The organism is Streptomyces sp. NPDC044064 (assembly GCF_056434245.1).
In genome coordinates, this window is record NZ_JBWKFN010000022.1 from 55,480 (window position 1) to 76,268 (window position 20,789).

The window sequence follows — 20,789 nt, forward strand, 5'->3', positions numbered from 1 at the left end:
CCCGCCTAAACTCCCGGACCACGACCCTCGGCCACTGCCCATTTCATTAGTCTGGCAGGGATGCAGGGTTCGGAGTCCCCCAGTGCGCGTACCAGACCCCCATCCGGCAAGCCCGAGTCCCCGCCCAGCGGGCCCACAAGCAGCCACGTGTCGGTGTCACACCACACGAGATGCTGGCGCGGCCCGGCCCTGGGCAGGTAGCGGAGCAGGATCATGCCTTCTCCGCGGCGGGCCGGGGGGGCTTCGCCGTCCGCGGCCCGGGGCCCGGGAACGGCCGCCGCGGCGAGGTTGAGGCGGGCGTCCATGTCAAGGTTCACGTCACCATAGGGCCGGACGTGGGACCAGAACAGTGGGGTCAGACCGCGCCGGTCGGCAGGGGTGAGGAGGCCCGCCCATTCCGGTTCGCCGAGGATGTCCTGGAGCATCAGGGTGCTCACGTGGAGAATCCGCAGGCACAGGACGAACATCTCCTGCTCGTCCCGCCGGTTCGAGGCGATCTCCCTGCCCTTGCCGTACGCGATCACTGAGTTGGCTCCGTTGGAGGACTCCATGGCGTTCAGGCCCTCCTCGATCTCCCGCTGAAGGTCACACAGCCGCAGATAGCGGGCCACAAAGATGGTCTTCTGCGTGCGGCCGACCTCCAGCATGGCCGCGTACGTTGGGTGGGAGGCGTTGCGGGTGAAGCGGCGCAGGATCGCCTCGGTGGACGCGGTCCGCGTGCGGATCGCCGTGGCGTGCTTGATCATCTGGTCACATTGCTGGGCGATCAGTTCCCAGCGGATGGGGCGGGTCAGCGCCGGAGCGAGCCGCGGGTAGGCATCCGGCTCGCCAGCCACCGGCCGGTACAGCTTCACCTTGTTGATCCGCTTGATCCGCGGTGGCAGGTCGAAGTGCAGGAGCCGGGTGATGCCGAACCCGATTTCCGACTGGCCGTGGCTGTCTGTGTAGTTGGCCTCGACGTCCATGGTGGTGCCGTGCCGCATCGCGCCCTCGACCATCGCGGCAACCTCGGATGCAGTGGAGTTGATCACCTGCCGACGGTCACGCAATTCCATGGCTGTGGGCACGTACTTCTCCAGCTGCCCGCAGTGGATGGCGTCGGCAGAGCACGGTTGTCAGTGGCTCCTGCGAGCATGCACGGATGACCTCAACTGACCACCTGCTCACCACCCCTGACGAGCAGCCGCGTGCCCGCCTTCTCGAGCTGGTCGGTGCCATCGAACCGTGGGACGACCTGGAGCGCACCCATCTGGAGTCCGCCACGCAGTGGATCGCCGGCGGAGCCCCGCTCTACCGGGTACGCAAACCGGATGTTCCGGCGATGCATCTGGTGAGCTACTTCGTCGTCCGCGACGACACGGGCGGGCAGGTGCTGCTCGTCGCGCACCGCAAGGCGGGCCTGTGGCTGCCGGCCGGAGGACACGTCGAGCCGGGTGAGGACCCGTGGGCCTCGGTGGTCCGCGAATGCCATGAGGAGCTGGGCATCGAGGCCGTGGCATCGCCGGTCACCGGCGAGAGTCCCCTCTTCCTGACCGTCACCCGAACGCAGGGGCAGAGCGCGCACACAGACGTCTCGTTCTGGTACCTCCTCCATGCCGACGCACACACCATCACCTCTTACGACCAAGGCGAGTTCAACGCAATCCGGTGGCTCACGGACGAGCAGGTGCTCGAGGAGCCGGCTGAGCTGCTCGACCCCCACATGCACCGCTTCACCCGCAAGCTGCAACACGCCCGGACCAATGGGTATCGCGGGTAGCCTCCTCCGGCTGTCCAAGGTGCCCGCGACCCCGCCACGCCCGGGAACCGACACCGGCACCGCTCACGTCCGCCGTCCCCCATGCGGAGCCGTGACCGCGAGGGTGCGCAGTGGCGTGACCGCCCTTCCCCCGGACTCTTACAGAGCGATCCGTCCGGTCAGCCGCCATTCGAGGTACTTGGCCAGGTTCGGAGCCACCCAGGTGCGGCTGTCGTCCTCGTGGTTCCAGGCGAAGACATCGGGCCGGTGGAGCCCGGGGAGGAGCGCGAAGAGGTCTCCGTTTCCCGCGTCCGCGAAGAAGAGCAGCGGATCGAAGGGCATGTAGAGCGTGGCGAGCTCCTCGTCCCCGCGAAGGATGGTGTTCTCGGAGGCGATCCGCTCGGCCGACCAGATGAGACCTTCCCCGTACTCGCCCTCGATGCCGTTGCTCTCCCGAAGGAGAGCCACAAGGTCCGCAGGCAGCGGATGCCCGAGCAGGGTGGCGCAGTTGAGCAGCGATGCCTCCGAGGCCGACGGCTGGAAGACCGCCGGGCCAGGCAGGGCGGTGACCAGTTCGGTCCACACGGCTGGAACGACCTCCATGAGACTGTCCGGCGATCGAGTGTTCAAGCGGCGCCGCCGCCGTGCGCTGGTGCCTCCTGTGTAGCGCGAGGCGCGACTCTACCCAATCGGACGGCAAGTCCGATTGTCGGCGCGTCACGTCACCGGCTTGGGATTCGCACCCGCGGCAGACATCCCCGAAAACCTGATCGAGCTGGAGCGCGCGGCCGAGACGGAGTGTGCCCGCATGGCCGGTCTCTCCGGCGAGGACTACGACGCGCAGTGGCGCCGCTGGCGGGAAGCATCGGAAGCAGCGCAGGCCACGATCACCGCTCACGCCGAGGAAAGCGGGGCCAGCCGCTACGAGTTGGAGCAGTCAGTGGAGAAAGCGGTGCGGCACGCTGGAGAGGGTCCGGCGGAATAGCAGCTCACTGCCCCGGCCCTCGACGGCTGGAAATCGCCCTGGGTAAAGCCGACGAAAAATGTAAGATCATCGGGCTTCTGTGGGGGGTGTGACGGCTGGGGGCCGGGAGCGACTGGGCGGCGCGCATCCCTTCCGTGTTCTCGGGGAGGATCACCTTGGTTCGTCGTGCCTTCAGTCATTCACGCGCGAGACGCGCGGCCGTCGTCCTAGCCGTCTCCGCAGCGCTCGCCGCAGGGTTGAGCCCGCTGCTTCCGTCGGCCTCGGCGACCGGCACACCGCAGGAGACGGTGGTGCCGGCGACGCTGCGCAACTCCTACACGACGGCCTCGCTGCTGTCGCCTTCGACGCACGGCGGTCACGACGGTGTGGGGACGCGAGGCGTCTTCCACCGGATCGAGGGCAGCAACGACCTGTGGTGGACTCCGTTCGGGGGCGGGGATCCGGTCCGCGTGCCGACCCGGACCGCCATCCTGCCGAGGGCCACGGGCACCGATGTCCTCGCCTACCAGCATGCCGATGGGAGGGTGGAATTCTGGGATGCAGTAGACGGCACGTTCCGCACCGTGCAGGTGCCGGACGGCCTTGCCTACCTGACGTCCTACGACAACCTGGTGCTCGCCTTCCGGAACACCACCGCCGAGGACGGCACGACCACGCACGTGATGCACCTGCTGACCCCGGAGGCGGACGGGACCACCCGGGACGTGACGGTGAACGGCGGGCCGGCAAACCTCAAACTCTTGATGCCGGTCGGTGCGGACGCCCGGAGCGTCTTCTTCCGCGCTGCCCTGGACGGCGGGACACGCATGGTGGCCGTCGACCGTGAGACCGGGCAGGTGCAGACCTGGACCGAGCCGCTTCCCGTCATCTACAGCGGATTGCTGGTCTCGCCGGACCACGTCATCGTGGTCGCCTATGACAAGGCCAAGATCTTGGTGCTGCCGCGCGCCGACCTCTCTGCGACCCCGGCCGAGGTCACGCTGGCCGGGACCAGTGACGGACCGAACACCACCCAAGACCTGGCCGTCGTCGGTGACTGGCTGGTGAACGGCATCAAGCAGGTTCGCGCACAGCCGATCACCGGCGGTGACGCGATCACCCTGATGCCGTCGTCGAGTTACGGCGTCGCGGTCAGCCCTGGCGGGACGGCAGTCAAGATCGGCCGTACGGGCACCGACGACTGGGGCATCCAGCGCATCCGGGCTGGCGCCGATGGCAGGCCGGTCGTCAGTATGGTCAAGGCGCTGCCGAAGCCGCCGTACCGGATCCAGGGGCTCTCGCTCGATCAAGGGCGACTGGTCGTCACGGACTACGGCACCAGCTACGGAGCCAACGGTCACCGCACCAGCCGCGTGCGTACCGTCGCCCCGTCCGGCACCCCCGAGTTCAGCGACGCCTCCGCCTTCCTGGACTCCAGCGTGATCGTGCCGCACTGCGCGGACAACGACACCGCCTGCGCCTCGATCCACGGTACGCCCGACGGGCAGATCGCCTGGCTGGAGCGCGGCTCCGCGGGGAGTTCCGACCGCATCAGGGTCTTCGGGGCCAAGTCCCGATTCTGGGAGCGGGGCGTGACCGACGGCGGACGGATCACGGCTGTCTCGGGCCGCTACCTGATCTACACGGGTCGAACCCACCAGTACGTCTACAAGATCGGCAACGCAGGCACCCCGGTCGTCACCCGCACCCCGACCGCCGCCGCCCTCTCCGGCGACGTCCTGTGGACCGCGGCCGCGACCCCCGGCACCCTCACGGCGTACAGCCTGTCGACGAAGAAGACGACCGAGACCGTCACGACCGACGCCGACTGCACACCCACCGAGCTGCAGGCGCTGGGGCGCTGGGTGTACTGGACGTGCGACGGACGGGCTGGTGTCTTCGACCGTACGACCGCCAAGTCCGTCCCCGTCCCTGCCGACGAGGCCGAGCTCGGAGACGGGTACGTCGTGACCCACGACAAGCAGGCCGGAAAACTCGTCCTCACAGTGGTCGCCGACGGCACGCCCGTGAGCAAGGTGGTCGGTGACCTGCCCGACACGGGCGCCTCCCAGCGGGACATCCGCTGGACGGTGGACGAGTCCGGCGCCAACGCTGCCTACGTGGATGACCAGGATCGGGTGCACCTCGTACCGTCGGGAGTGTCCCAGCAGCCGTTGCGGCTCCTGGCGCCGGCCGAGAACGCTGCGTCCGTCACGGCCCGCGAGCCCGACACGTCCTCAGACACCCTGACCACCCTGCTGCTGTCCAAGCCGGCTTCGGGCTGGCGCCTGACCGTGCGCAGCAAGGCGACCGGAAGCATCGTCGACAAGACCAGTGGCGATGCCGCTCGGGGCGAGCTGAGTGTCGGGTGGTCCGGCATTAGCCGCGATAGACGGGGCCTTCAGACCCGGCTGCACAACGGCGCGTACGACTGGACGTTGGCCGTGGATCCCGCCGACGGCGCCGGGCAGCCGCTGGAGGTCCGGGGCACGGTCCAGCTGCATGACGGCAGCCCCGTCCTCCACGACCACGTGGGCAAGGACGGGCTTCCCGACGGAATCGGCGATCTGCTCACCCTGAGCCCCTCAGGCTCTTTCGCCTTCCAGCAGGGCACGGGAAAGGGCACCTTCTCCGGGAAGTGGCCGGCCGGAGGCTGGTCGGCCAAGGCGGTGGCGGTGCCCTTCGGCGATCTGAACAACGACCGCTGCAACGACGTCCTGGTGCGCATGGCCGACGGTTCCCTGCGGGGCTACAAAGTCCCGTGCGGGCAGCCGCTCAGCACGTGGATGCCGTACAAGAAGCTCGGTACCGGCTGGAGCGCGTACAACGTGCTCACCTCGCCCGGGGATCTGACCGGCGACGCCCGGCCCGATCTGCTGGCGCGTAAGGCCTCCACCGGGGACGTGTACCTTTTCGCGGCCAAGAGCGACGGCACGCTGGCGGCCGCGAAGAAGATCCGCTCGGCCTGGACGGGATACAAGAAGATCGTCGGTGCCGGGGACCTGGACGGCGACGGGATCGGCGATGTCCTGGCCCAGGACAAGGCGGGCACCCTGTACCGCTACAGCGGCCGGGGCAACGGCTTGTTGAAGGACCGCGTGAAGCTGTTCTCCAACTGGGGCGGCTCGTACAACGCAGTGGTCGGCATCGGTGACATCACCGGGGACGGCAAGAGCGATCTGGTTGCGCGGGACACCTCGGGCAACCTGTACCTCCACGCTGACAACGGCCAGGGGTCCTTCGGATCCCGGACGAAGATCGGGGACGGCTGGCAGGGCTACAAGGGCATCTTCTAGCCACCTGAAAGACAGCCCCCTTCAACAGACGGCCTGTCACAACTGCTCGACCGGCCCGTGCACCTGTCGTACGGGCCGGTCAAGCAGAGACAACGCGGCGCGAGCGCCGACGGACACACACCGGCCGCACGGCCCGCTGACCCCGTTCCGGGCATTCCGTCACCCCGAAAGCCGCACTTCGTCGGCTGGCCGATACCCCTGGCAGGATCAGCGCAGGCTCATCACTCCCCGGCCCGGAGGCGTCAGCGGACTCAAATCCCCGGAACACCGTCCAGGCTCCCGCATGATCACTGTGTGAAACGTGTACCGAAGCAGGTCAGGCTGCTCTTTGTCGTCCTGGTTGTTGCCTTCCTGGCGTGGTACATCGCACGCTTCCACAAGGTCGACTCTCTGGTCGCCGTGGTCTCCGCGTTCACTGCCCTGCTCACGCTGCCCACCGCAGTAGCCGACGTGTTCCGCTCCAGCAAGACCCAACTGGCGCCCACCCATGTGGGGGACGTGGCCGACCAGCTCGCCCAGGCGGTGCGCCAGCAGTGGGAGGCCGAGGCCCAGCTGCGCCGCCTGAACGACCCCTTCCCGCTGCCGGTCGCATGGGAGGCGGCCGACGCGGAACTCGTCGAATCGTGGACGCAGCTGAGGGAGCTGGCCGAGGACTGGCCCGGCCATTGCCCCGGAGCCGATTCCGCGTGGGCTCGCGGCACGGCAGGGCTGGCCGGCAAGGGGGGCGACATCATCGAGGTCTTCGAGCGCGTCCCCACCCGCCGCCTTGTGGTCCTCGGCGAGCCCGGTGCTGGCAAGACCATGCGCCTCATCCGCCTCGTGCTGGGCCTGCTCGAGCACCGCCCGCCGGGCGGCCCCGTCCCGGTCCTGTTCCCCCTGGCTTCCTGGGACCCGGCCCGGCAGGACCTGTACACGTGGATGGCCGACGAACTCGCCCGAGACCACCCCGCTCTATGCGCCCTCGCCCCCGCCGGCACCCCACAGGCCGGCACCGGCACCCAGGCGCGCGCCCTGCTTGCGCAGCGGCTGGTCCTGCCCATCCTCGACGGCCTGGACGAACTCCCCGAACACCTGCGCGCCCGTGCCCTGCACGCCGTCAACCAGGCACTGCCGGCCCGGCAGCCGCTGGTGCTCTCCAGCCGCACCGCCGAGTACCAAAGTGCCGTGACCACACCAGCAGGGGTGACCGTGCTCCTCAACGGAGCTGCGGGCATCCGCCTCCTCCCGCTGGATCCCGCGAAAGCTGCCGCCTACCTCGAACGCGACGCCGGAGGTCCCGACACGAAGGCCGCGGCCCGCTGGAGGCGGGTCACCGCTTCACTGGGCACCGGCGCCCCCATCTCCCTGGCACTGAGCACCCCGCTCGGACTGTTCCTGGCCCGCACCATCTACAACCCCCGCCCCGACGAACACCTCTCCGACCTACCCGACCTGTCCGACCCCGACGAACTCCTCGACCAAGCCCGCTTCCCCACCCGCCAGGACATCGACACCCACCTGTTCACCGCCTTCATCCCCGCCGCCTACCGCCCCCACCCCGCCCAGCCCACACCTTGGAACACCCAACAGGCCCAGCGCACCCTCGCTTTCCTCGCCCACCACCTCCAACAAACCCTCCACGGCACCCCCAACCTCGCGTGGTGGGAACTCCCTAAAGCCTTTCCCGCATATGGGCGGGCGCTGGCGGTCGGGACCGCAGTCTGGATCACGGTCGGGTTCTCACTCGGCCTCAGGGCCCTTCTCCTGCCCGGGCCCCAGGGCGGGCTCAGGGCCGGGCTCGGAGTCGGGTTCCCGTGCGCAGTGCTAGCGGCCTTCATCACCGCGGCCGCACGAGACAGAAACCCAAGTTCAGGGATCCGTTGGAGCTGGAGAGGTAAGTCCTGGCTCACCTTCGGACTCACCTTCGGCCTCTATTTCGGGCACGCGGTCGGGGTCAATAGTGGGTTGAGGTACGGGCTCCTGGCCGGACTCGCGGGCGGGCTCCCCTTCGCGCTCATGGGCGGGCTCCGGTCGGTACACCCCGACCTCGGCAAAGCGGTGGGACCAGGCACAGTCCTGGCCCGGGATCGGCGCACCTTCTCGGCCCTCACGCTCACGATGGGGATCCTGGGCGCGCTCGCGTTCGGGCTCACTATCGCGCTTAGGTCCCCGTTTTGGTACTGGTTCGAGTCTCTCGGGGCCACGCTCGGGTACGGACTCGGCGCCGGGCTCGCGGTGGGCCTCATGCTTGCACTCGCCCGGTCGGTGTGGATGCAGTTCTTGCTGGCGCGCATCACACGGGGCGTGTGCCCTGGCGCTTCATGAGCTTCCTGGCCGACGCCCACGAGCGACGCGGCGTACTACGCCAAGCAGGAGCCGTCTACCAGTTCCGCCACCTCGACCTCCAACGCCACCTCGCACAACACCACCCATGATCGGCCGCATTGCCGTTTCCCCGGAGTGTTGTCAGTGGTTCCCACTACGGTGGAGTCCGGCCGCCACACGTCGGCCCGACTCCGAGCCAGCTCCCGCCCACGCCGGGGGTGGCGACCGAGGACAGAGGGTCTCCGACTCACGTGCCGCACCTGCCCGTCCGACCGTGGTCACGACGCCTGTGGCGGGGATGCGTGGGATCTCCGCCGTCTGAAGGGGAATTCCGTGGCCAGCGACAAGCAGTTCAAGAAGGCCGCCCGCGCCCTGCGCGACCGTGAGGGCATCTCGTACACCGACGCCTGTTGGCGCCTGCGGAAGGCGGCAGCAGCGCCGACGGACGCGGTCCGGTACGGGTGGCAGCAGATCACGGTCGACGCGCTGTCCGCCGTCGTCGCCGAGCACGGCGTCGTGCCCGTGCGGGTGATCTGGTCCGAGGACACCCGCCGGCCCGCCGGACGCCACACCGGGGAGCGCTGGGGTGTGGCCGAGCCCGCCGCCGACGGCTATCTCATCCGCGAAGTCCCGGCGCCCGTGGGGGTCGTGGACAAGGGCACGCGGATGCCGGTGCCGTACCGCACGGCGGACGGGCGGGTGGAGGTCGCCGCGCTGTGGCCGGTGGTGTGGCAGTCCAACGACGAGCCGTTCTGGCGGTTCGTGCACAACGGCTGGTCCGTCGAGAAGCCCGGCGACTTCCCCGACGGGCTGGACCCGATGTGCCCGAGCCCCGATCTGCCCTACGAGGTACGCGTCTACACCGTCCCGGACGGGATCGTCGGTGAAGACCACTGGGGTGGCGCGCCTCGCTGGTGGACCAAGGCCTGGTGCACCGGCCTCGACAAGGCTCGCGAGCTCGCCGATGCCCTGGTCGCCCACCGGCTGCACACCACCGAGCCTCCGGCCGGAGGAGACTGCGGGGAGCTGCGGGCCGAGGTCTGGGAGCACCTCACCACGGACCGATCCGTGCTGCCGAGCCGGGTCCACCGGGCCGACGCCGACCCCGACCGGTCGAAGGTGCCGCACCTGCCGTTCGACACCTGGCCGCCGGGGCGCCTGGACTCCCCCGTGCCCACGCCTGAACCCGCGTGGTTCCCCGACGAGAAGCACCCGCCGCACTACGAGCTGACGGTGTGGAACGAGCGCGACGGGTGGGTCTCGCTGGCCTGGTTCACCGGCGGCCGCAACCCGGCCGGTATCGCGGCGACGCTGCTGCGGGTCGGCACGGGCGGCCGCTACGCCTTCGCCGACACGTGGGGGCCGCGCCACCCCGACGCCTGGGCGCACGACTGGACTCAGGAAGGCCGGTGCGTGACCGACCACCACCCGGACATGCCCTATGCGGAGGACTCCGCCCGCCTCAAGGCCGAACGCCAGGCGAAGGAGGACCACCTGGTTGCTGCCCTCGCCGAGCGCAGCGGGGGCGCGCTCACCGTCGACCAGGCCGCCGAACGGCTCCGGGGCGGCGGGCCGGAGTACCGGGACTTCCTCCACATCGGGGCCGTCTGCATCGCCGAAGCCCTGCACCGCGCACGCCGCGCCTCCGAGGGCGCCGAACGGCTGCGTCTGCGGGAGGCCCTGGACGCGCTGGAAGGCCGTCACGAGGTCGCCGACTGGGTCACCGACCTCACCCACGCCCACCTCGCCACCGATCCCGACGCCCACTTCGAGGACGGGGCCCGGGCGTTCCGGCGCAGGGCCCTGCAGGAGTTCCTCGCACCCGGCACGACCGCGGACGGAGTCCCCGGCTTGGCCACCGCCTGACCTGTCACGAACCCCAGGCCGCCCCGTCGGCGACTCGCTCGTCCGCGGGGCGTCCTGCGGTGTCACAGAGGTACGCGGCAGGCGTGTTTTTCCTGAACCGATCGGGTCGATTCCTCCTGGGCCTTGGTGCGGGAAGGGCACTTACCGCGACAGCCGACCAGGCCGTTGACCAGGGTAGTTGGCCACAGACGCCGTTCGGCCGTGGCTTTACGAGGACAGAGCCGTTGCAGTCCTTGGCCAGGTCTCCAGCCGCGTCGGTTCAAGCCGAGGTGGTAGCGGCTCCGGCACACAAGGCGTCAGACATGAACTACATCTGGCTGTTCCGGCGCCGGTCCACCACCGCGCCATTGAAAGACGCCGGGGCTCACCACGTCGGACTCCGCAGCGACAACCGATGCCAACTCGTCAGGCCACTGAGTGTTCAAATCCCAGATTGCGTCGAACAGGATCGCGAGAGTCAGGTCCGCACGGATCAGGTCCGCACCGATCAGGATCGCGCCGGTCAGGTCCGCGCCGGCCAGGTTCGCGAAGGTCAGGTGCGCGCCAACCAGGTCCCCGCCCGACAAATCCGCTCCGGAGAGCTCCACCTTTGTATAGCGTCCGCCTTTGGGTTGGCCGAGCTCAGCGGCTTGAGGCACTGGTTCCCGGGGCGTTTCCTCCGCGCGCTGTGCGATGGCTTCAGCGGTTGCGGTGATGGCGGGGAATGGGGCGTCAGGGCAGGCGAGGTAGAGCAGTCCGCGTAGGCGGGCTGCGTGCTCGGCGTGTTCGGATTCCGTCACCACGTCTCCAGGGTGGGGCGGTGGGTCACAGCGCAGATCATTGAGCTTCTTCGAGGTCGCCACCGATCGGATGATGGGCCGTGAAGCGCAACAAGCGAGGCCCCCGGGCTGTTGATCGAGATGTCTGACGTCTCAATCTCGTTGCTTGGGGGCCTCGTTGGTCATCCATCCTGCCGCACTCGACCTGCCGCATGCACTCGTGGAGTGGGTCACCATGCTGATCGTCACCCGTGAGGGCGACCGGCGCTGCAAGCTCCGGCCGTCCCAGCGCGCGATGGTGGCACTGGTGTACCTGCGCGAACACATCACTCTGGCGAAGATCGCCACCGGGTTCGGAATCAGCGAGTCCACCGCCCACGCCTACACCAGCGCGGTCGTCGACCTGCTCGCCGCGCGTGCGCCGGGTCTGCTGAAGACACTGCGCGAGCACGAGCCCGACTTCGTCCTACTCGACGGCACCCTCGCCGAGTGCGACCGGGTCGGCGACGGCCGGGCCGACTACTCCCACAAACACCGGCGCCACGGCGTGAACGTGCAGGTCGTCACCGATCCCGGTGGCCGGCTGTTATGGCTCTCGCCCGCCCTGCCGGGCCGCACTCACGACCTGACCGCCGCACCCACCCACCGGATCATCCGAATCTGCGAACGCCAGGGCGTTCCGATCGTGGCCGATCTCGCCTACCAGGGCGCCGGCCCGTGGCTGACCACCGGCATTAAGCGCAGGCCCCTCCAGGAACTCACTCCCACCGACAGGACCCGCAACCGTGCCCTGGCCGCGGCACGAGCACCCGTCGAACGCGGCGTCGCCCGCCTGAAGTCCTGGCGGATCTTCCGCAGATCCCGCTGCAGCCCCAACCGCATGACGTCAATCGCCAAGGCGGTCCTCACACTGGAGCTGCAACGCTGAAGAAGCTCAATCAGGTCGAATCACCGGACTTACCTTCCATGTCAACCAGGCCCCGGCTCCCAAGCAGGCCTGAGGTCGGCCCACTACTGCCTCTCTCACCACCCCGAAGACGACCCGGACGTGGCGGGTGTTCTCGTACGTGATCACCGGAACCGATCCGCCGCGACATCCACCACATCCCGGTGAGCTTCGTCAGATCGGCCACCGACCGGGCCACGGAGTGCCCGAAGCGAGGCCCTCGGATGTTGAGCGAGATCCCGTGAAGTCTCAACTTGCCAGTCGGAGAGACCTCGTTGGTGACCTATCATCGGGCACTTAGAACTCCTAACGAAAAGCCTTCTCGGCGTCTTCTGGTTCCTCGTGTGTCGGTCCGGCGGCATAGGCCAGCGGGGGTGCGATTGCTTGGGCATCGGATCCCTCGCCGGCCCATAGCCCGATGAAGAGCGCGGCGGTCGCTTCCAGGAGTCCCGCTCGTTCGAGACCGCCGCCTGCCACGGGCTCGCAGCCGACCTGCCGCACCAACTGGTGTACAAGCGCGAGGGCCGTTTCGTCGTCTCCACAGACCGGAACGGCCAGTGGCCGCCCGTCGAAGACGGGCGGCATCATACGCCACACGTCCTCGTGGCAGAGGTTGAATGCCTTGACCACATGGGTTCCCGGTGCCGCTGCGGCCAGTTGCTGTGCGGCTGAGAGGCCGCTCTGTGTCAGCAGCAGGAAGCCCGGACCGACCGGATTGGAACAGTCGATCAGCACCTTGCTGTGCAGGGGCGCCCGGAGTTCCCGCGCCACGCTCGCCCCCGCCCCGAAGGGCAGTGCAGCCAGCACCACCTGACCGAAATCGGCCGCCGCACGCAGACTGGCCGGCTTCGCGCTGCCCCCGAGGCGTGCCGCGAGCCGCTCCGCCTTGTGCACGTCCCGTCCTCCGATGACCACTTCGTGCCCGGCCCGCACCCAGTGCGTGGCGAGCGCATCCGCCATGTTGCCCGTGCCCAGTACACCGATTCTCATCACGCATTCCCTCCCAGGACGTGCTCGGACCGTTCGCAACGACGCTAGAGGGCCTGTCGGGCACCATTTGGTACGTGACGACCGACGCTTTCCTCGCCGATTGCCGCGCCCGCCTCGCCTTCGACCTCCTCTCCAACACCTGGAACGCCGTTGTGCTCTGGGCACTGCGCGACGGCCCCAGACGCCCGGTCGAACTACGCCGTCAGATCGGGGGAATCAGTTCCAAGGTCCTCACCGAGACGCTGCGGCGCTTGCAGTCCAACGGCCTGGTGGACCGGCAGGCACACCCCGGAGCGCCACCGGGCGTTGCGTACCAGCTCACCGCCCTGGGGCGAACTTTGCTGACACCCATCGACGCTGTCGGAGCATGGGCCTTCGAGCATGGCTATGAGCTCATGGCCGCCCAGGAAGCCGAATGCACCGCTACCCTCCAATCCTCCTCAGAGTGAGCGCACGCGCCGCCAGCAGATGAGGGCGCATCCAAGGGTGAGGAAGGCTTCGTGGATGTCGTCGCGGATCTCCCAGCGGATCCGCAGGCGGCGGAACCAGTGCAGATGGGCGAACGTGCGCTCGACGACCCAGCGTTGGGTGCCGAGCCCGGAGCCGTGCACGGTGCCACGGCGGGCGATCAGCGGCTTCACGCCGAGGCCCCAGACCAGGCGGCGGTACTTGTCGTGGTCGTAGCCGCGGTCGGCAAGGAGCACGTCCGGGCGGCGCCGGGCCGGCCGCGTTTGCCGCGCACGGGCGGCACGGCCTGAAGGAGTGGGATCAGTTGGGTGACGTCGATGCGGTTGCCGCCGGTGAGGGTGGCAGCGAGCGGTATGCCGGTGGCGTCGGTGATCAGATGGTGTTTGCTGCCAGTTCTGCCCCGGTCAACAGGGCTTCGCCCGGTCTTGGAGCCCCCTTTAACGCGCGGATGTGGGAGCCGTCGACGGCCGCCCGGGAGAAGTCCAGCGCGTTCGCGCTGCGCAGCCTGGCGAGGAGAGCCTCGTGCAGCCGGGGCCACACCCCGGCCTCGGTCCACTCGGCCAGGCGGCGCCAGCACGTCATGCCCGATCCGAAGCCGAGTTCCTGCGGCAGGTGTTCCCAGGAGATCCCGGTGTGCAGTACGAACAGGATGCCCTGGAACACCAGCCGGTCCGGATGCCGCTTGCGTCCCGGATGCCGTGTCCGCCGCTCCACCTTGGAAAGTAGCGGCTCGATCACCGACCACAACTCGTCATCGACCACCCACGGCTTCGGCCGCGCCACCCCGCACCCCCAGATCATCAATCCCGGAGCGATCCAACCACCTCAAAGATCATTTCGTTAGGAGTTCTTAGGCGGCGTTGTTTCGCACTTCGGGCATCCTGCCCTCCAGGGCCAACAGGAGTCCGGGCCGCAAATACTCAGCTCTGCTTCGCGCACGCCTTCTGCTTCGTCAGCCCCGACACGATCCCGGACACTTCACCGATCACGGCATTCTTGTCCTTGATCCGCTCCGACATCGTGACCTCGGCCGCAGGGCTACGCCCGTACGACAGAACCGTCTTCACCCCGTCGTGGGTCTTCTTCTCGTTTACGACCCAGTCGACCCCCTTCACCGACGTGCATGGAGCCGACTCAGGAACGTCCGAGATGTTCCCGCACCGGAGAGTGACCTCACCGTCCCCCCACACGGCAGTTCCCTTCTGGTCGGAATCGTTGCGTTCATGGCCGCCCAGCTTCTGCGGCGCCTTGCTCACCAGACTGGAGAACGCGGCACTGGCACCCCCCGGAGCTCCCGACACGTTGTAGGAACGCGAGGAGCTCCCGCACGCTGCAAGAGCGGCAGCACATATAGCGATCACACCAACCTGTGCCAGACGCCGACCAGAGGTCATCTTCATGAGAAATCCCTTGTCCAGGTAACGTAGTTATGGGCATTCTTCGGCGAAGGCACCCGGTCGGAGGCGGTACACGGTGCTCTCGTACGGAACGCCGGCCATGCCGGTGACCGGGGTCAGTCCTCGCGGACGCTGAGCAGGTCGCCGGGCTGGCAGTTCAATTCGCGGCAGATCGCGGTGAGGGTGGAGAAGCGGATCGCCTTCGCCCGGTCGTTCTTCAGGACGGAGAGGTTGACCACCGTCACCCCGACCCTGGCCGCCAGTTCGGACAAGGTCATGCCGCGCTCGGCCAGCAGCCGGTCCAGGTGGACCTGAACCCGGTGTTCCTCCTCTGATGGCATCAGACCAACCCCTCAGTGTCGGCGCGGAGCTTCGTGCCGCGCCGGAACACCTCGCCCAGGGCCAGGATGAGGAAGGCGAGCAGGACGTACTCGCCGGTGAAGGTAATCGAGGAGGGGATCTGATCAGCCATGGGGGTGCCATTCACCAGACCCGCCGTGGTGAGCGCCGGCAGCACCGGGGAGAGGACCGCCTGCACCAGCACCGCGAGCCCTATGGCGCTCAGACGGCGGGCGTTGCTCGGCACGAAGACGTCGCCGCCGCGCAGGGTCCTGGCCATCTGAAGGAGGAGCGCCAGGACGAGGAGCAGGAGCAGGCTGCCGATGACCTCGGGCAGCGCGAGCAACAGACGCTGACTCAGGTCGGGGTGAGCGAAAACGAGGTTGGCCTGGTGGGTGCCGGCGAGGGTCATGCCGTGGCCCGCCACCGCGTCGGTCACGGTGCCCGGCACCCGGGTCGCGGTCTCGACCTTGACCTCGCGGGTGTCCACCGGGTCGATGACGCCGACCACCCCGAGGACCGGCAGCAGCACCCCGAAGACGCCGGCGAGCAGAGCCGCCAGGCCCAGAGCCGCCTCCAGCAGCCGATTGTCGGTCCGGCTCCACCAGGACTTCGTACCCACGGTTTCCCCCTGTCACCCGCAGCGCCCATATCGCTTATCGATACTATCGATAAGCGATATGGGCGCTGTCAAGCTCAAGGTGCGGCGGCGGGGCAGGCGGCGTTGAACCACTTGACGATTCCGCAGGCCAGGCTGAGCCTTCCGTTCGGTATCGGGCCCGCACCACGCGGACCCAGAGGTCGTGCCCTGGTCCCGCACCACACAGCAAAACGCCCACGCCAAAGCGCGGGCGGGCACTGCCAACCACGACATCTGACAGCGACGCACACGGCGAAACCGGCTCTCACCTGAAAGCAACAGTCCTGATCGGTTCGGCTCACTGACGTCTTCATGCTGATCCGCTGCCCGTTGCTGCGGGCCAGACGAGCACACGGCCCCTTCATTCAACGAGTGCGAACGACGCCTTCTCCTGCCACTTCGCACCGTCATGCACCAAGAGGTCAACTGACGAGGCCCGGTACGTGATGGGGAGTTTGCTGACCAGTTCGGCCTCAATCTCATCCAGAACTGCCTCGTCCTGACCGTCAGCGACGGTCAGGTGGGGCACGATCTCGGTGAACTGGCCCCCATAGGGACGGGCCTCGGGCCACCGATCAGCGACTCACGAGGGCTTGAGCCAGCTCGCCCCCTGGCGATCGGTCGCCTATCTGCGTGATCTGCTCATTCAGGCCGGAGTCCTGCCACCCGCCGACCGGCACCTGCTGCTGTTCCAGCGATGGCTCGCCGAGAAGCTGTCGACCGTCAATGACGTCGAGCACCGCAGGCTCTTGGAGCTCTTCGCCACTTGGCACGTCCAGCGCCGTCTCCGCACCATGGCCGACCGCAGTCCGCTCACCGGCAACCAGATCCAGCAGGCCCGCAACGAGCTTCAGCTCGCCACCGCCTTCCTCGGCCACCTCGCTCAGCGCGGACACGCCCTCGCCGACTGCACCCAAGCCGATGTCGATACCTGGTACGCAGGCGGCTACACCGCCCGGCGCCTCACTCACGCCTTCCTGCGGTGGGCGATGCGGTCCCAGCACATGCCCACGGTCACCGTCCCGCACCGCTCCACGAGCAATCCGGCCCCGCTCGCCCAGCACCACCGGCTCGCGTTACTACGGCAGACCATTGACCGCGGGGATGACCCACTCCAGGACCGCGTGGCCGCCATGCTCGTACTTCTCTACGCGCAGCCACTCACCCGGATTACGCGGCTCACCATCGACGATGTCCTTCAAGAAGACGGTGAGTTCCCTGGTCCGGCTCGGCGACCCACCCTCGCCAGTCCCGGCCCCTTTCGCCGCAATACTGCTGGGCTATCTGGGCCAACGGCCGAACACCATGATCGCTTCCAACCCGGACGCCCGATGGCTCTTTCCCGGTCGCCGAGCAGGACTGCCTATGACCGCAGAGGCACTCGAACTCCGCCTCCGGCGCCTGGGATTTCCCCTCCAGCGCGGACGCGCGGCCGCGATCCGCCAGCTCGCCCTCCAGACCCCCGCACCCGTGGTCGCCCGCATGCTCGGCTATCACGACGACACCACCGCTCTACTCGCTGCCGAGGCTGGAGGAACCTGGCGCCACTATGCCCCCGGCGACCACTCACGGTGAGCACGAGCCTTCACATGCTGCTGAATAGGCGACTCACGATTACGCGAGGTTGCCAGTTTCATGCCCCCAAGAGGCCGTCGAGCAGAACCGCGGCGCCACGACCTGGGCCAGCGATGCGCCAGCCAGGTTGGCGTCACACGCGACACACGCCCCGGCTGCCGCGCGCAGGCGGGCCTCGTACAGGTGAATGACTGCGTACATCCAGGCGATCGCCACCCGCCCCGCCCACCCGGCGGGGGAACACGTCTGTCTTCGGACCAATCCACAGGGAGCTCCGAATGTCCCAGACCAGACGTTTCCGCACCACCGCCCTCACGACCAGCGCGCTCATCGCCGCCACCCTCCCCTCCGCCTGGGCGGACACAACGCAACCGGCAGTGGCCGCGCGCGCCACCACCCACCAGGAGCCTGGCCACCCCGCCATCTTGTTCCCCGGCCAGACCAGGACGGCGGCGGCCTACTGCCCGGCAGGAACGAAAGTCACTGGGGGCGGCGCGACAGTCGAGAGCCCCCCAGCGACCGACATCTTCCTCAGGGAGTCGGCCCCGGACCCGGACAACAACCGCTGGCGCGTACAGGCCTACAACAGCAGCCCCACCGAGGTCTACACGCTGCACCCCACGGCGATCTGCTCGACCGACACCGACATCACCTACCCGCCCGGGCCGGACGAGCCCCTAGAACCTGGGGAGTCGAACCGGCCCAGCACCGTGTCCTGCGGCAACGACCGGTTCGTGGTCGGCGGCGGATTCAAGGCCGGACCCGAGACCTTCGCCAGCTCGTCGGACTTCTCCACCATCAGGGGGTGGACGTCGCGGGCGAAGTACACGAACACCGACCCGGCGGCCCCGAACTCGTTCGTGCGGGTGATCGCCAGTTGCTCGCTCAACCAGCCGCCCGGCCTCAAATTCAGCGACTCCGCGAAGATGGACCCGGGGGGTTCGGCAACGGCCCATGCGGAGTGCCCCGACAACCAGGTACCGACCGGCGGCGGCGGGTCAGGCGGCCTCGACGTGCTGCTGACCATGTCGGCCCCGACGGCGAACGGCTGGACGGTCCGGGCCACGAACAAGGCGTTCGGCGTACGCACCGTCTTCGCCACCGTCCTGTGCACCAACGCCTGACCCTGCTGTCCCCCTCCCGCCGGCAGCGCCGGGCAACCGGCGCAGACATCGTGGTACGGGATGACCGCGTCACCTCCGATGCGGCGTCTCGAAGGCATTCCGCGGAGTTCGACGAGGCCCCCGGCCCCGAACCGCGCCCACGCCCCGCCGAACTCTGCCGCCCACCCGCCCCTCACCTCTCGACCCCACCCCTCGGCCCTTTCGGCGAGCGTTCAAGGCGTGTGCGTTCCGCTCAAGATCCACTGACGGCGGCTTCTGGGGTTACCTGGGCTGGACCCCTGTGACGTTCGAGGAGGAGGGCGACACTTCCAGCCGCCTCCACCCGCTTCAGCGGCCGAAGTTCGGCGAGCTGCTCACGTACGCGCGGCGGGGTGACACCGTGCACATCTCCGAGATGTTCCGCCTCGTGCGCGGCACCGGGCACATCCTCGACGTGCTCGACGTCCTCCACCGCGACCAGGTCGCCCTGCGGATCCACGACGGCGCGTTCTCCGCGATGGACCCCACCGCCCGCCACCCGCGCACCGGCGAGCTGCTGTCCACGGTGAAGTTCATGGTGCAGACCCTCGCCGCCGCCGGCGAACTCCAACGCGACCTTCAGCGCGAGCTGACCTACGACGGACTGCGGCCGCCGAGGCCAAGGGCAACAAGGGCGGCCGCCGCCCGGCCGTCCCTGCTGGCAAGACCGACGATGTGCGCACCGCGTACCTGGCCGGCCAGTCCATCGCCAGCCTCGCCCGCGAGCACGACGTCAGCCGCGGGGCCATCCGTACCGCCATCGCCGACCTCCTGCCCGAGCACACCGTCGTCGACCTGGACACCCCGGCCCCGGAGCTGCCGGTCCTCCTCGACATGCCGGGCAAGGTCGCCGACTTCCTCCGCGCGGCCGAACTGGAGCCTGCCGAGCGCGCCGTGCTCGACCAGGGGCGTGACTGTACGACGCGGCCAGGGCTACACCCTGCGCGTGAACGCCATCCCGGCGGTACACCGCCAACTCGTTCTCCAGGCCCCCGCACCCGTGATTGCCCGCATGCTCGGCTACCACGACGACACCACCGCCCAGCTCGCCGCCGAGGCAGGAGGAACCTGGCGCCACTATGCCCCCGGCGAGCACGCACGGTGACACCAGCGCCGCGATGACCAAGGATTAGGCGTCAGTCGATTACGCGAGGTCATGTGCCGGCCGACGGGCCTCAGTACACCCGCGTCAGCAGGTCCAGCACCTCCCGTTCCTGAGGCAGCCGCGGTGCGTTCTTCGTCACCGCGTCCGCGATCGCGCCCGCCGCAACGGCAGGCAGCAGGTCACGGTCGGCCCCCAGCTCACGCAGGGGCCGTTTGATGTCCAGCCCCGCGGACAGCTCGCGTACCGCCGCCACGGCTGCCCGCGCCCAGTCGCCGTCGGCGGGCGCCGGTACACGCATCTGTGCGGACTTCGACGGCGAACGCCTCCCGGCGGGCCTGGACCCGGACTGCTGCCGGGGTGACGGCGCGTAGGTCTTGTCGTACGCCTGACTCACAGCTTCGGGACCGAGAAACGGATCCCGTAGCGCTTCTCCAACTTGCGGATCTCCTTGGGTAGTTCCGTGCGCACCTTCATGATCTCCGCGGCGTGTGCGGCACGGAACTTCCTGCTCAGCCGGTCCCGCAGGGGCTCCCGGACGGCTTCCACGGGTTTCATGCAGGTCGCGTAGGCGGCGGCCAGTCTCCGGCCCCCGGCGGTGTCGGAGACCTGGAGACGCTGGTCGACCAGCCCGAAGAACGCGTCCTCGTTCCGGGCGTTCACTTGGTGGTCGGCCAGACAGCGCGCGAAGGAGTCGTAGGCCTTGCGTACCTGGGGATCCCGGTTGACCGGCGCAAGCTGTGCGAACCACTGGGACTGCAAAGGGGCGTAGACCTCCTGCAGTTCGCGGACGACGGGGCGTGTCCGGCCCATGCACCGCCGCAGCTGAGCGCTCGGCGTGGCGGCGGCTTCTGGCGTCCGCCCCTCGGTCGGTGGCGCTCCGGGGACGAAGGACCCGCCGTCGAAGCCGTGGACCCGGAGGAACTCCAGATCCGGCAGCGCGGAGAAGCGGGTGAACATGGGCGGTGGTCCCTCGGGCGGCGTCTCACCGTGTTGGTGGGCGCAGTCGGACAGCGCCCAGGCGGCGGCCAGTTTGCCGAACGCGTCCAGGCCCTGGGTCCCGCGGGACTCCGCTCCGGTCGCCGGGAGCACCATGGACGTGGGGTCCGTGGGCAGGCCGTAGGTCACTGCAGCGGGGCGGACCGACGGGACCGGGCGGTGTGCCGCCGTGTTCTGCGTGGGCTGCGGCGAGCAGGCGCTCAGCAAGGGAAGTGCCACGCCACACGTGAGAGCGAGGCCCAGGCGGGCGAGGCCCCTGGGGCGC

Annotated in this window: 22 protein-coding genes and 1 pseudogene; 10 read left to right on the plus strand and 13 right to left on the minus strand. The window is 68.8% G+C overall.

What is annotated here, in order from left to right:
• Positions 1–5: 5 nt before the first annotated feature.
• Positions 6–1,055, minus strand: coding sequence for a Tn3 family transposase (locus AC07DS_RS30965; protein ID WP_479150748.1), 1,050 nt, complete (start codon positions 1,053–1,055; stop codon positions 6–8).
• 86 nt (positions 1,056–1,141) lie between these two features.
• Here AC07DS_RS30965 and AC07DS_RS30970 point away from each other — a divergent pair, with 86 nt between their 5' ends.
• Positions 1,142–1,759 (plus strand): NUDIX hydrolase, encoded by a 618-nt coding sequence (locus AC07DS_RS30970; protein ID WP_479150595.1) that lies wholly within the window; start codon positions 1,142–1,144, stop codon positions 1,757–1,759.
• Between the two features lie 138 nt (positions 1,760–1,897).
• Here the strand turns inward: AC07DS_RS30970 and AC07DS_RS30975 are convergent, their stop codons facing one another.
• Positions 1,898–2,341: an SMI1/KNR4 family protein gene (locus tag AC07DS_RS30975; protein WP_479150597.1), complete on the minus strand. Its 444-nt coding sequence runs from the start codon at positions 2,339–2,341 to the stop codon at positions 1,898–1,900.
• A 127-nt stretch (positions 2,342–2,468) separates the two neighbouring features.
• Between AC07DS_RS30975 and AC07DS_RS30980 the strand changes: the two genes are divergently transcribed.
• The 4 genes from AC07DS_RS30980 to AC07DS_RS30995 all read left to right on the plus strand — a co-directional run bounded on the left by AC07DS_RS30980 (position 2,469) and on the right by AC07DS_RS30995 (position 10,168).
• Positions 2,469–2,723 (plus strand): hypothetical protein, encoded by a 255-nt coding sequence (locus AC07DS_RS30980; RefSeq protein ID WP_479150599.1) that lies wholly within the window; start codon positions 2,469–2,471, stop codon positions 2,721–2,723.
• Positions 2,724–3,013: 290 nt separating this feature from the next.
• Positions 3,014–5,998, plus strand: coding sequence for an FG-GAP-like repeat-containing protein (locus tag AC07DS_RS30985; protein ID WP_479150601.1), 2,985 nt, complete (start codon positions 3,014–3,016; stop codon positions 5,996–5,998).
• 294 nt (positions 5,999–6,292) lie between these two features.
• Positions 6,293–8,302 carry an NACHT domain-containing protein gene (locus AC07DS_RS30990; RefSeq protein ID WP_479150602.1) on the plus strand — a complete coding sequence of 670 codons (2,010 nt, stop codon included), beginning with the start codon at positions 6,293–6,295 and terminating at the stop codon, positions 8,300–8,302.
• A gap of 333 nt (positions 8,303–8,635) precedes the next feature.
• Complete coding sequence (locus AC07DS_RS30995; protein ID WP_479150604.1) at positions 8,636–10,168, plus strand: hypothetical protein; 1,533 nt, start codon at positions 8,636–8,638, stop codon at positions 10,166–10,168.
• A 296-nt stretch (positions 10,169–10,464) separates the two neighbouring features.
• Here the strand turns inward: AC07DS_RS30995 and AC07DS_RS31000 are convergent, their stop codons facing one another.
• Positions 10,465–11,010: a pentapeptide repeat-containing protein gene (locus AC07DS_RS31000; protein ID WP_479150606.1), complete on the minus strand. Its 546-nt coding sequence runs from the start codon at positions 11,008–11,010 to the stop codon at positions 10,465–10,467.
• A gap of 94 nt (positions 11,011–11,104) precedes the next feature.
• Here AC07DS_RS31000 and AC07DS_RS31005 point away from each other — a divergent pair, with 94 nt between their 5' ends.
• Positions 11,105–11,854, plus strand: a complete 750-nt coding sequence (locus AC07DS_RS31005) for a transposase (RefSeq protein WP_479150750.1) — start codon at positions 11,105–11,107, stop codon at positions 11,852–11,854.
• A gap of 324 nt (positions 11,855–12,178) precedes the next feature.
• On the opposite strand, the gene AC07DS_RS31010 is transcribed toward AC07DS_RS31005, so the two are convergent.
• Positions 12,179–12,862, minus strand: coding sequence for an NADPH-dependent F420 reductase (locus AC07DS_RS31010; RefSeq protein WP_479150607.1), 684 nt, complete (start codon positions 12,860–12,862; stop codon positions 12,179–12,181).
• 74 nt (positions 12,863–12,936) lie between these two features.
• Here AC07DS_RS31010 and AC07DS_RS31015 point away from each other — a divergent pair, with 74 nt between their 5' ends.
• On the plus strand, positions 12,937–13,311 hold the full coding sequence (locus tag AC07DS_RS31015) for a winged helix-turn-helix transcriptional regulator (protein ID WP_479150609.1): 375 nt from the start codon (positions 12,937–12,939) through the stop codon (positions 13,309–13,311).
• On the opposite strand, the pseudogene AC07DS_RS31020 reads toward AC07DS_RS31015, so the two are convergent.
• The 7 genes and pseudogenes from AC07DS_RS31020 to AC07DS_RS31050 form a co-directional block, all read right to left on the minus strand.
• A pseudogene (locus tag AC07DS_RS31020) lies at positions 13,303–14,131 on the minus strand (IS5 family transposase). The gene AC07DS_RS31015 and the pseudogene AC07DS_RS31020 sit on opposite strands and share 9 nt — an antisense overlap.
• 119 nt (positions 14,132–14,250) lie before the next feature.
• A complete protein-coding gene (locus tag AC07DS_RS31025) occupies positions 14,251–14,730 on the minus strand; it encodes a DUF3515 family protein (RefSeq protein ID WP_479150611.1) in 480 nt (159 codons plus the stop codon).
• Between the two features lie 113 nt (positions 14,731–14,843).
• Positions 14,844–15,068 (minus strand): helix-turn-helix domain-containing protein, encoded by a 225-nt coding sequence (locus tag AC07DS_RS31030; RefSeq protein ID WP_030938482.1) that lies wholly within the window; start codon positions 15,066–15,068, stop codon positions 14,844–14,846.
• Positions 15,068–15,688: a DUF2975 domain-containing protein gene (locus AC07DS_RS31035; RefSeq protein ID WP_479150613.1), complete on the minus strand. Its 621-nt coding sequence runs from the start codon at positions 15,686–15,688 to the stop codon at positions 15,068–15,070. The genes AC07DS_RS31030 and AC07DS_RS31035 overlap by 1 nt, the downstream gene beginning before the upstream one ends.
• Before the next feature lie 379 nt (positions 15,689–16,067).
• Positions 16,068–16,235, minus strand: coding sequence for a hypothetical protein (locus tag AC07DS_RS31040; RefSeq protein ID WP_479150615.1), 168 nt, complete (start codon positions 16,233–16,235; stop codon positions 16,068–16,070).
• A gap of 46 nt (positions 16,236–16,281) precedes the next feature.
• The gene (locus tag AC07DS_RS31045) at positions 16,282–16,677 is read right to left on the minus strand and encodes a hypothetical protein (RefSeq protein WP_479150617.1); all 396 of its coding nucleotides are present in this window, start codon (positions 16,675–16,677) and stop codon (positions 16,282–16,284) included.
• 108 nt (positions 16,678–16,785) lie between these two features.
• Positions 16,786–16,908 (minus strand): hypothetical protein, encoded by a 123-nt coding sequence (locus tag AC07DS_RS31050; RefSeq protein WP_479150618.1) that lies wholly within the window; start codon positions 16,906–16,908, stop codon positions 16,786–16,788.
• A gap of 163 nt (positions 16,909–17,071) precedes the next feature.
• Between AC07DS_RS31050 and AC07DS_RS31055 the strand changes: the two genes are divergently transcribed.
• From AC07DS_RS31055 to AC07DS_RS31065, 3 genes are all read left to right on the plus strand, one after another.
• Positions 17,072–17,281 (plus strand): hypothetical protein, encoded by a 210-nt coding sequence (locus AC07DS_RS31055; RefSeq protein ID WP_479150619.1) that lies wholly within the window; start codon positions 17,072–17,074, stop codon positions 17,279–17,281.
• Between the two features lie 278 nt (positions 17,282–17,559).
• Positions 17,560–18,405, plus strand: coding sequence for a hypothetical protein (locus AC07DS_RS31060; RefSeq protein WP_479150620.1), 846 nt, complete (start codon positions 17,560–17,562; stop codon positions 18,403–18,405).
• 280 nt (positions 18,406–18,685) lie between these two features.
• The gene (locus AC07DS_RS31065) at positions 18,686–19,528 is read left to right on the plus strand and encodes a recombinase family protein (RefSeq protein ID WP_479150622.1); all 843 of its coding nucleotides are present in this window, start codon (positions 18,686–18,688) and stop codon (positions 19,526–19,528) included.
• A gap of 70 nt (positions 19,529–19,598) precedes the next feature.
• Here AC07DS_RS31065 and AC07DS_RS31070 read toward each other — a convergent pair whose 3' ends face one another.
• Both AC07DS_RS31070 and AC07DS_RS31075 read right to left on the minus strand, forming a co-directional pair.
• A complete protein-coding gene (locus AC07DS_RS31070; protein ID WP_479150624.1) occupies positions 19,599–19,826 on the minus strand; it encodes a hypothetical protein in 228 nt (75 codons plus the stop codon).
• 92 nt (positions 19,827–19,918) lie between these two features.
• Complete coding sequence (locus AC07DS_RS31075) at positions 19,919–20,743, minus strand: hypothetical protein (RefSeq protein ID WP_479150626.1); 825 nt, start codon at positions 20,741–20,743, stop codon at positions 19,919–19,921.
• Between the last annotated feature and the right edge of the window lie 46 nt (positions 20,744–20,789).

Bases quoted from the DNA above. Each gene is read 5' to 3' on its own strand.
- AC07DS_RS31030 (WP_030938482.1), bottom strand. From the start codon at position 15,068: ATGCCATCAGAGGAGGAACACCGGGTTCAGGTCCACCTGGACCGGCTG.
- AC07DS_RS30970 (WP_479150595.1), top strand. From the start codon at position 1,142: ATGACCTCAACTGACCACCTGCTCACCACCCCTGACGAGCAGCCGCGT.
- AC07DS_RS31070 (WP_479150624.1), bottom strand. From the start codon at position 19,826: ATGCGTGTACCGGCGCCCGCCGACGGCGACTGGGCGCGGGCAGCCGTG.
- AC07DS_RS31010 (WP_479150607.1), bottom strand. From the start codon at position 12,862: ATGAGAATCGGTGTACTGGGCACGGGCAACATGGCGGATGCGCTCGCC.
- AC07DS_RS31060 (WP_479150620.1), top strand. From the start codon at position 17,560: ATGTCCCAGACCAGACGTTTCCGCACCACCGCCCTCACGACCAGCGCG.
- AC07DS_RS31025 (WP_479150611.1), bottom strand. From the start codon at position 14,730: ATGAAGATGACCTCTGGTCGGCGTCTGGCACAGGTTGGTGTGATCGCT.
- AC07DS_RS31055 (WP_479150619.1), top strand. From the start codon at position 17,072: ATGACCGCAGAGGCACTCGAACTCCGCCTCCGGCGCCTGGGATTTCCC.
- AC07DS_RS30965 (WP_479150748.1), bottom strand. From the start codon at position 1,055: ATGGAATTGCGTGACCGTCGGCAGGTGATCAACTCCACTGCATCCGAG.
- AC07DS_RS30975 (WP_479150597.1), bottom strand. From the start codon at position 2,341: ATGGAGGTCGTTCCAGCCGTGTGGACCGAACTGGTCACCGCCCTGCCT.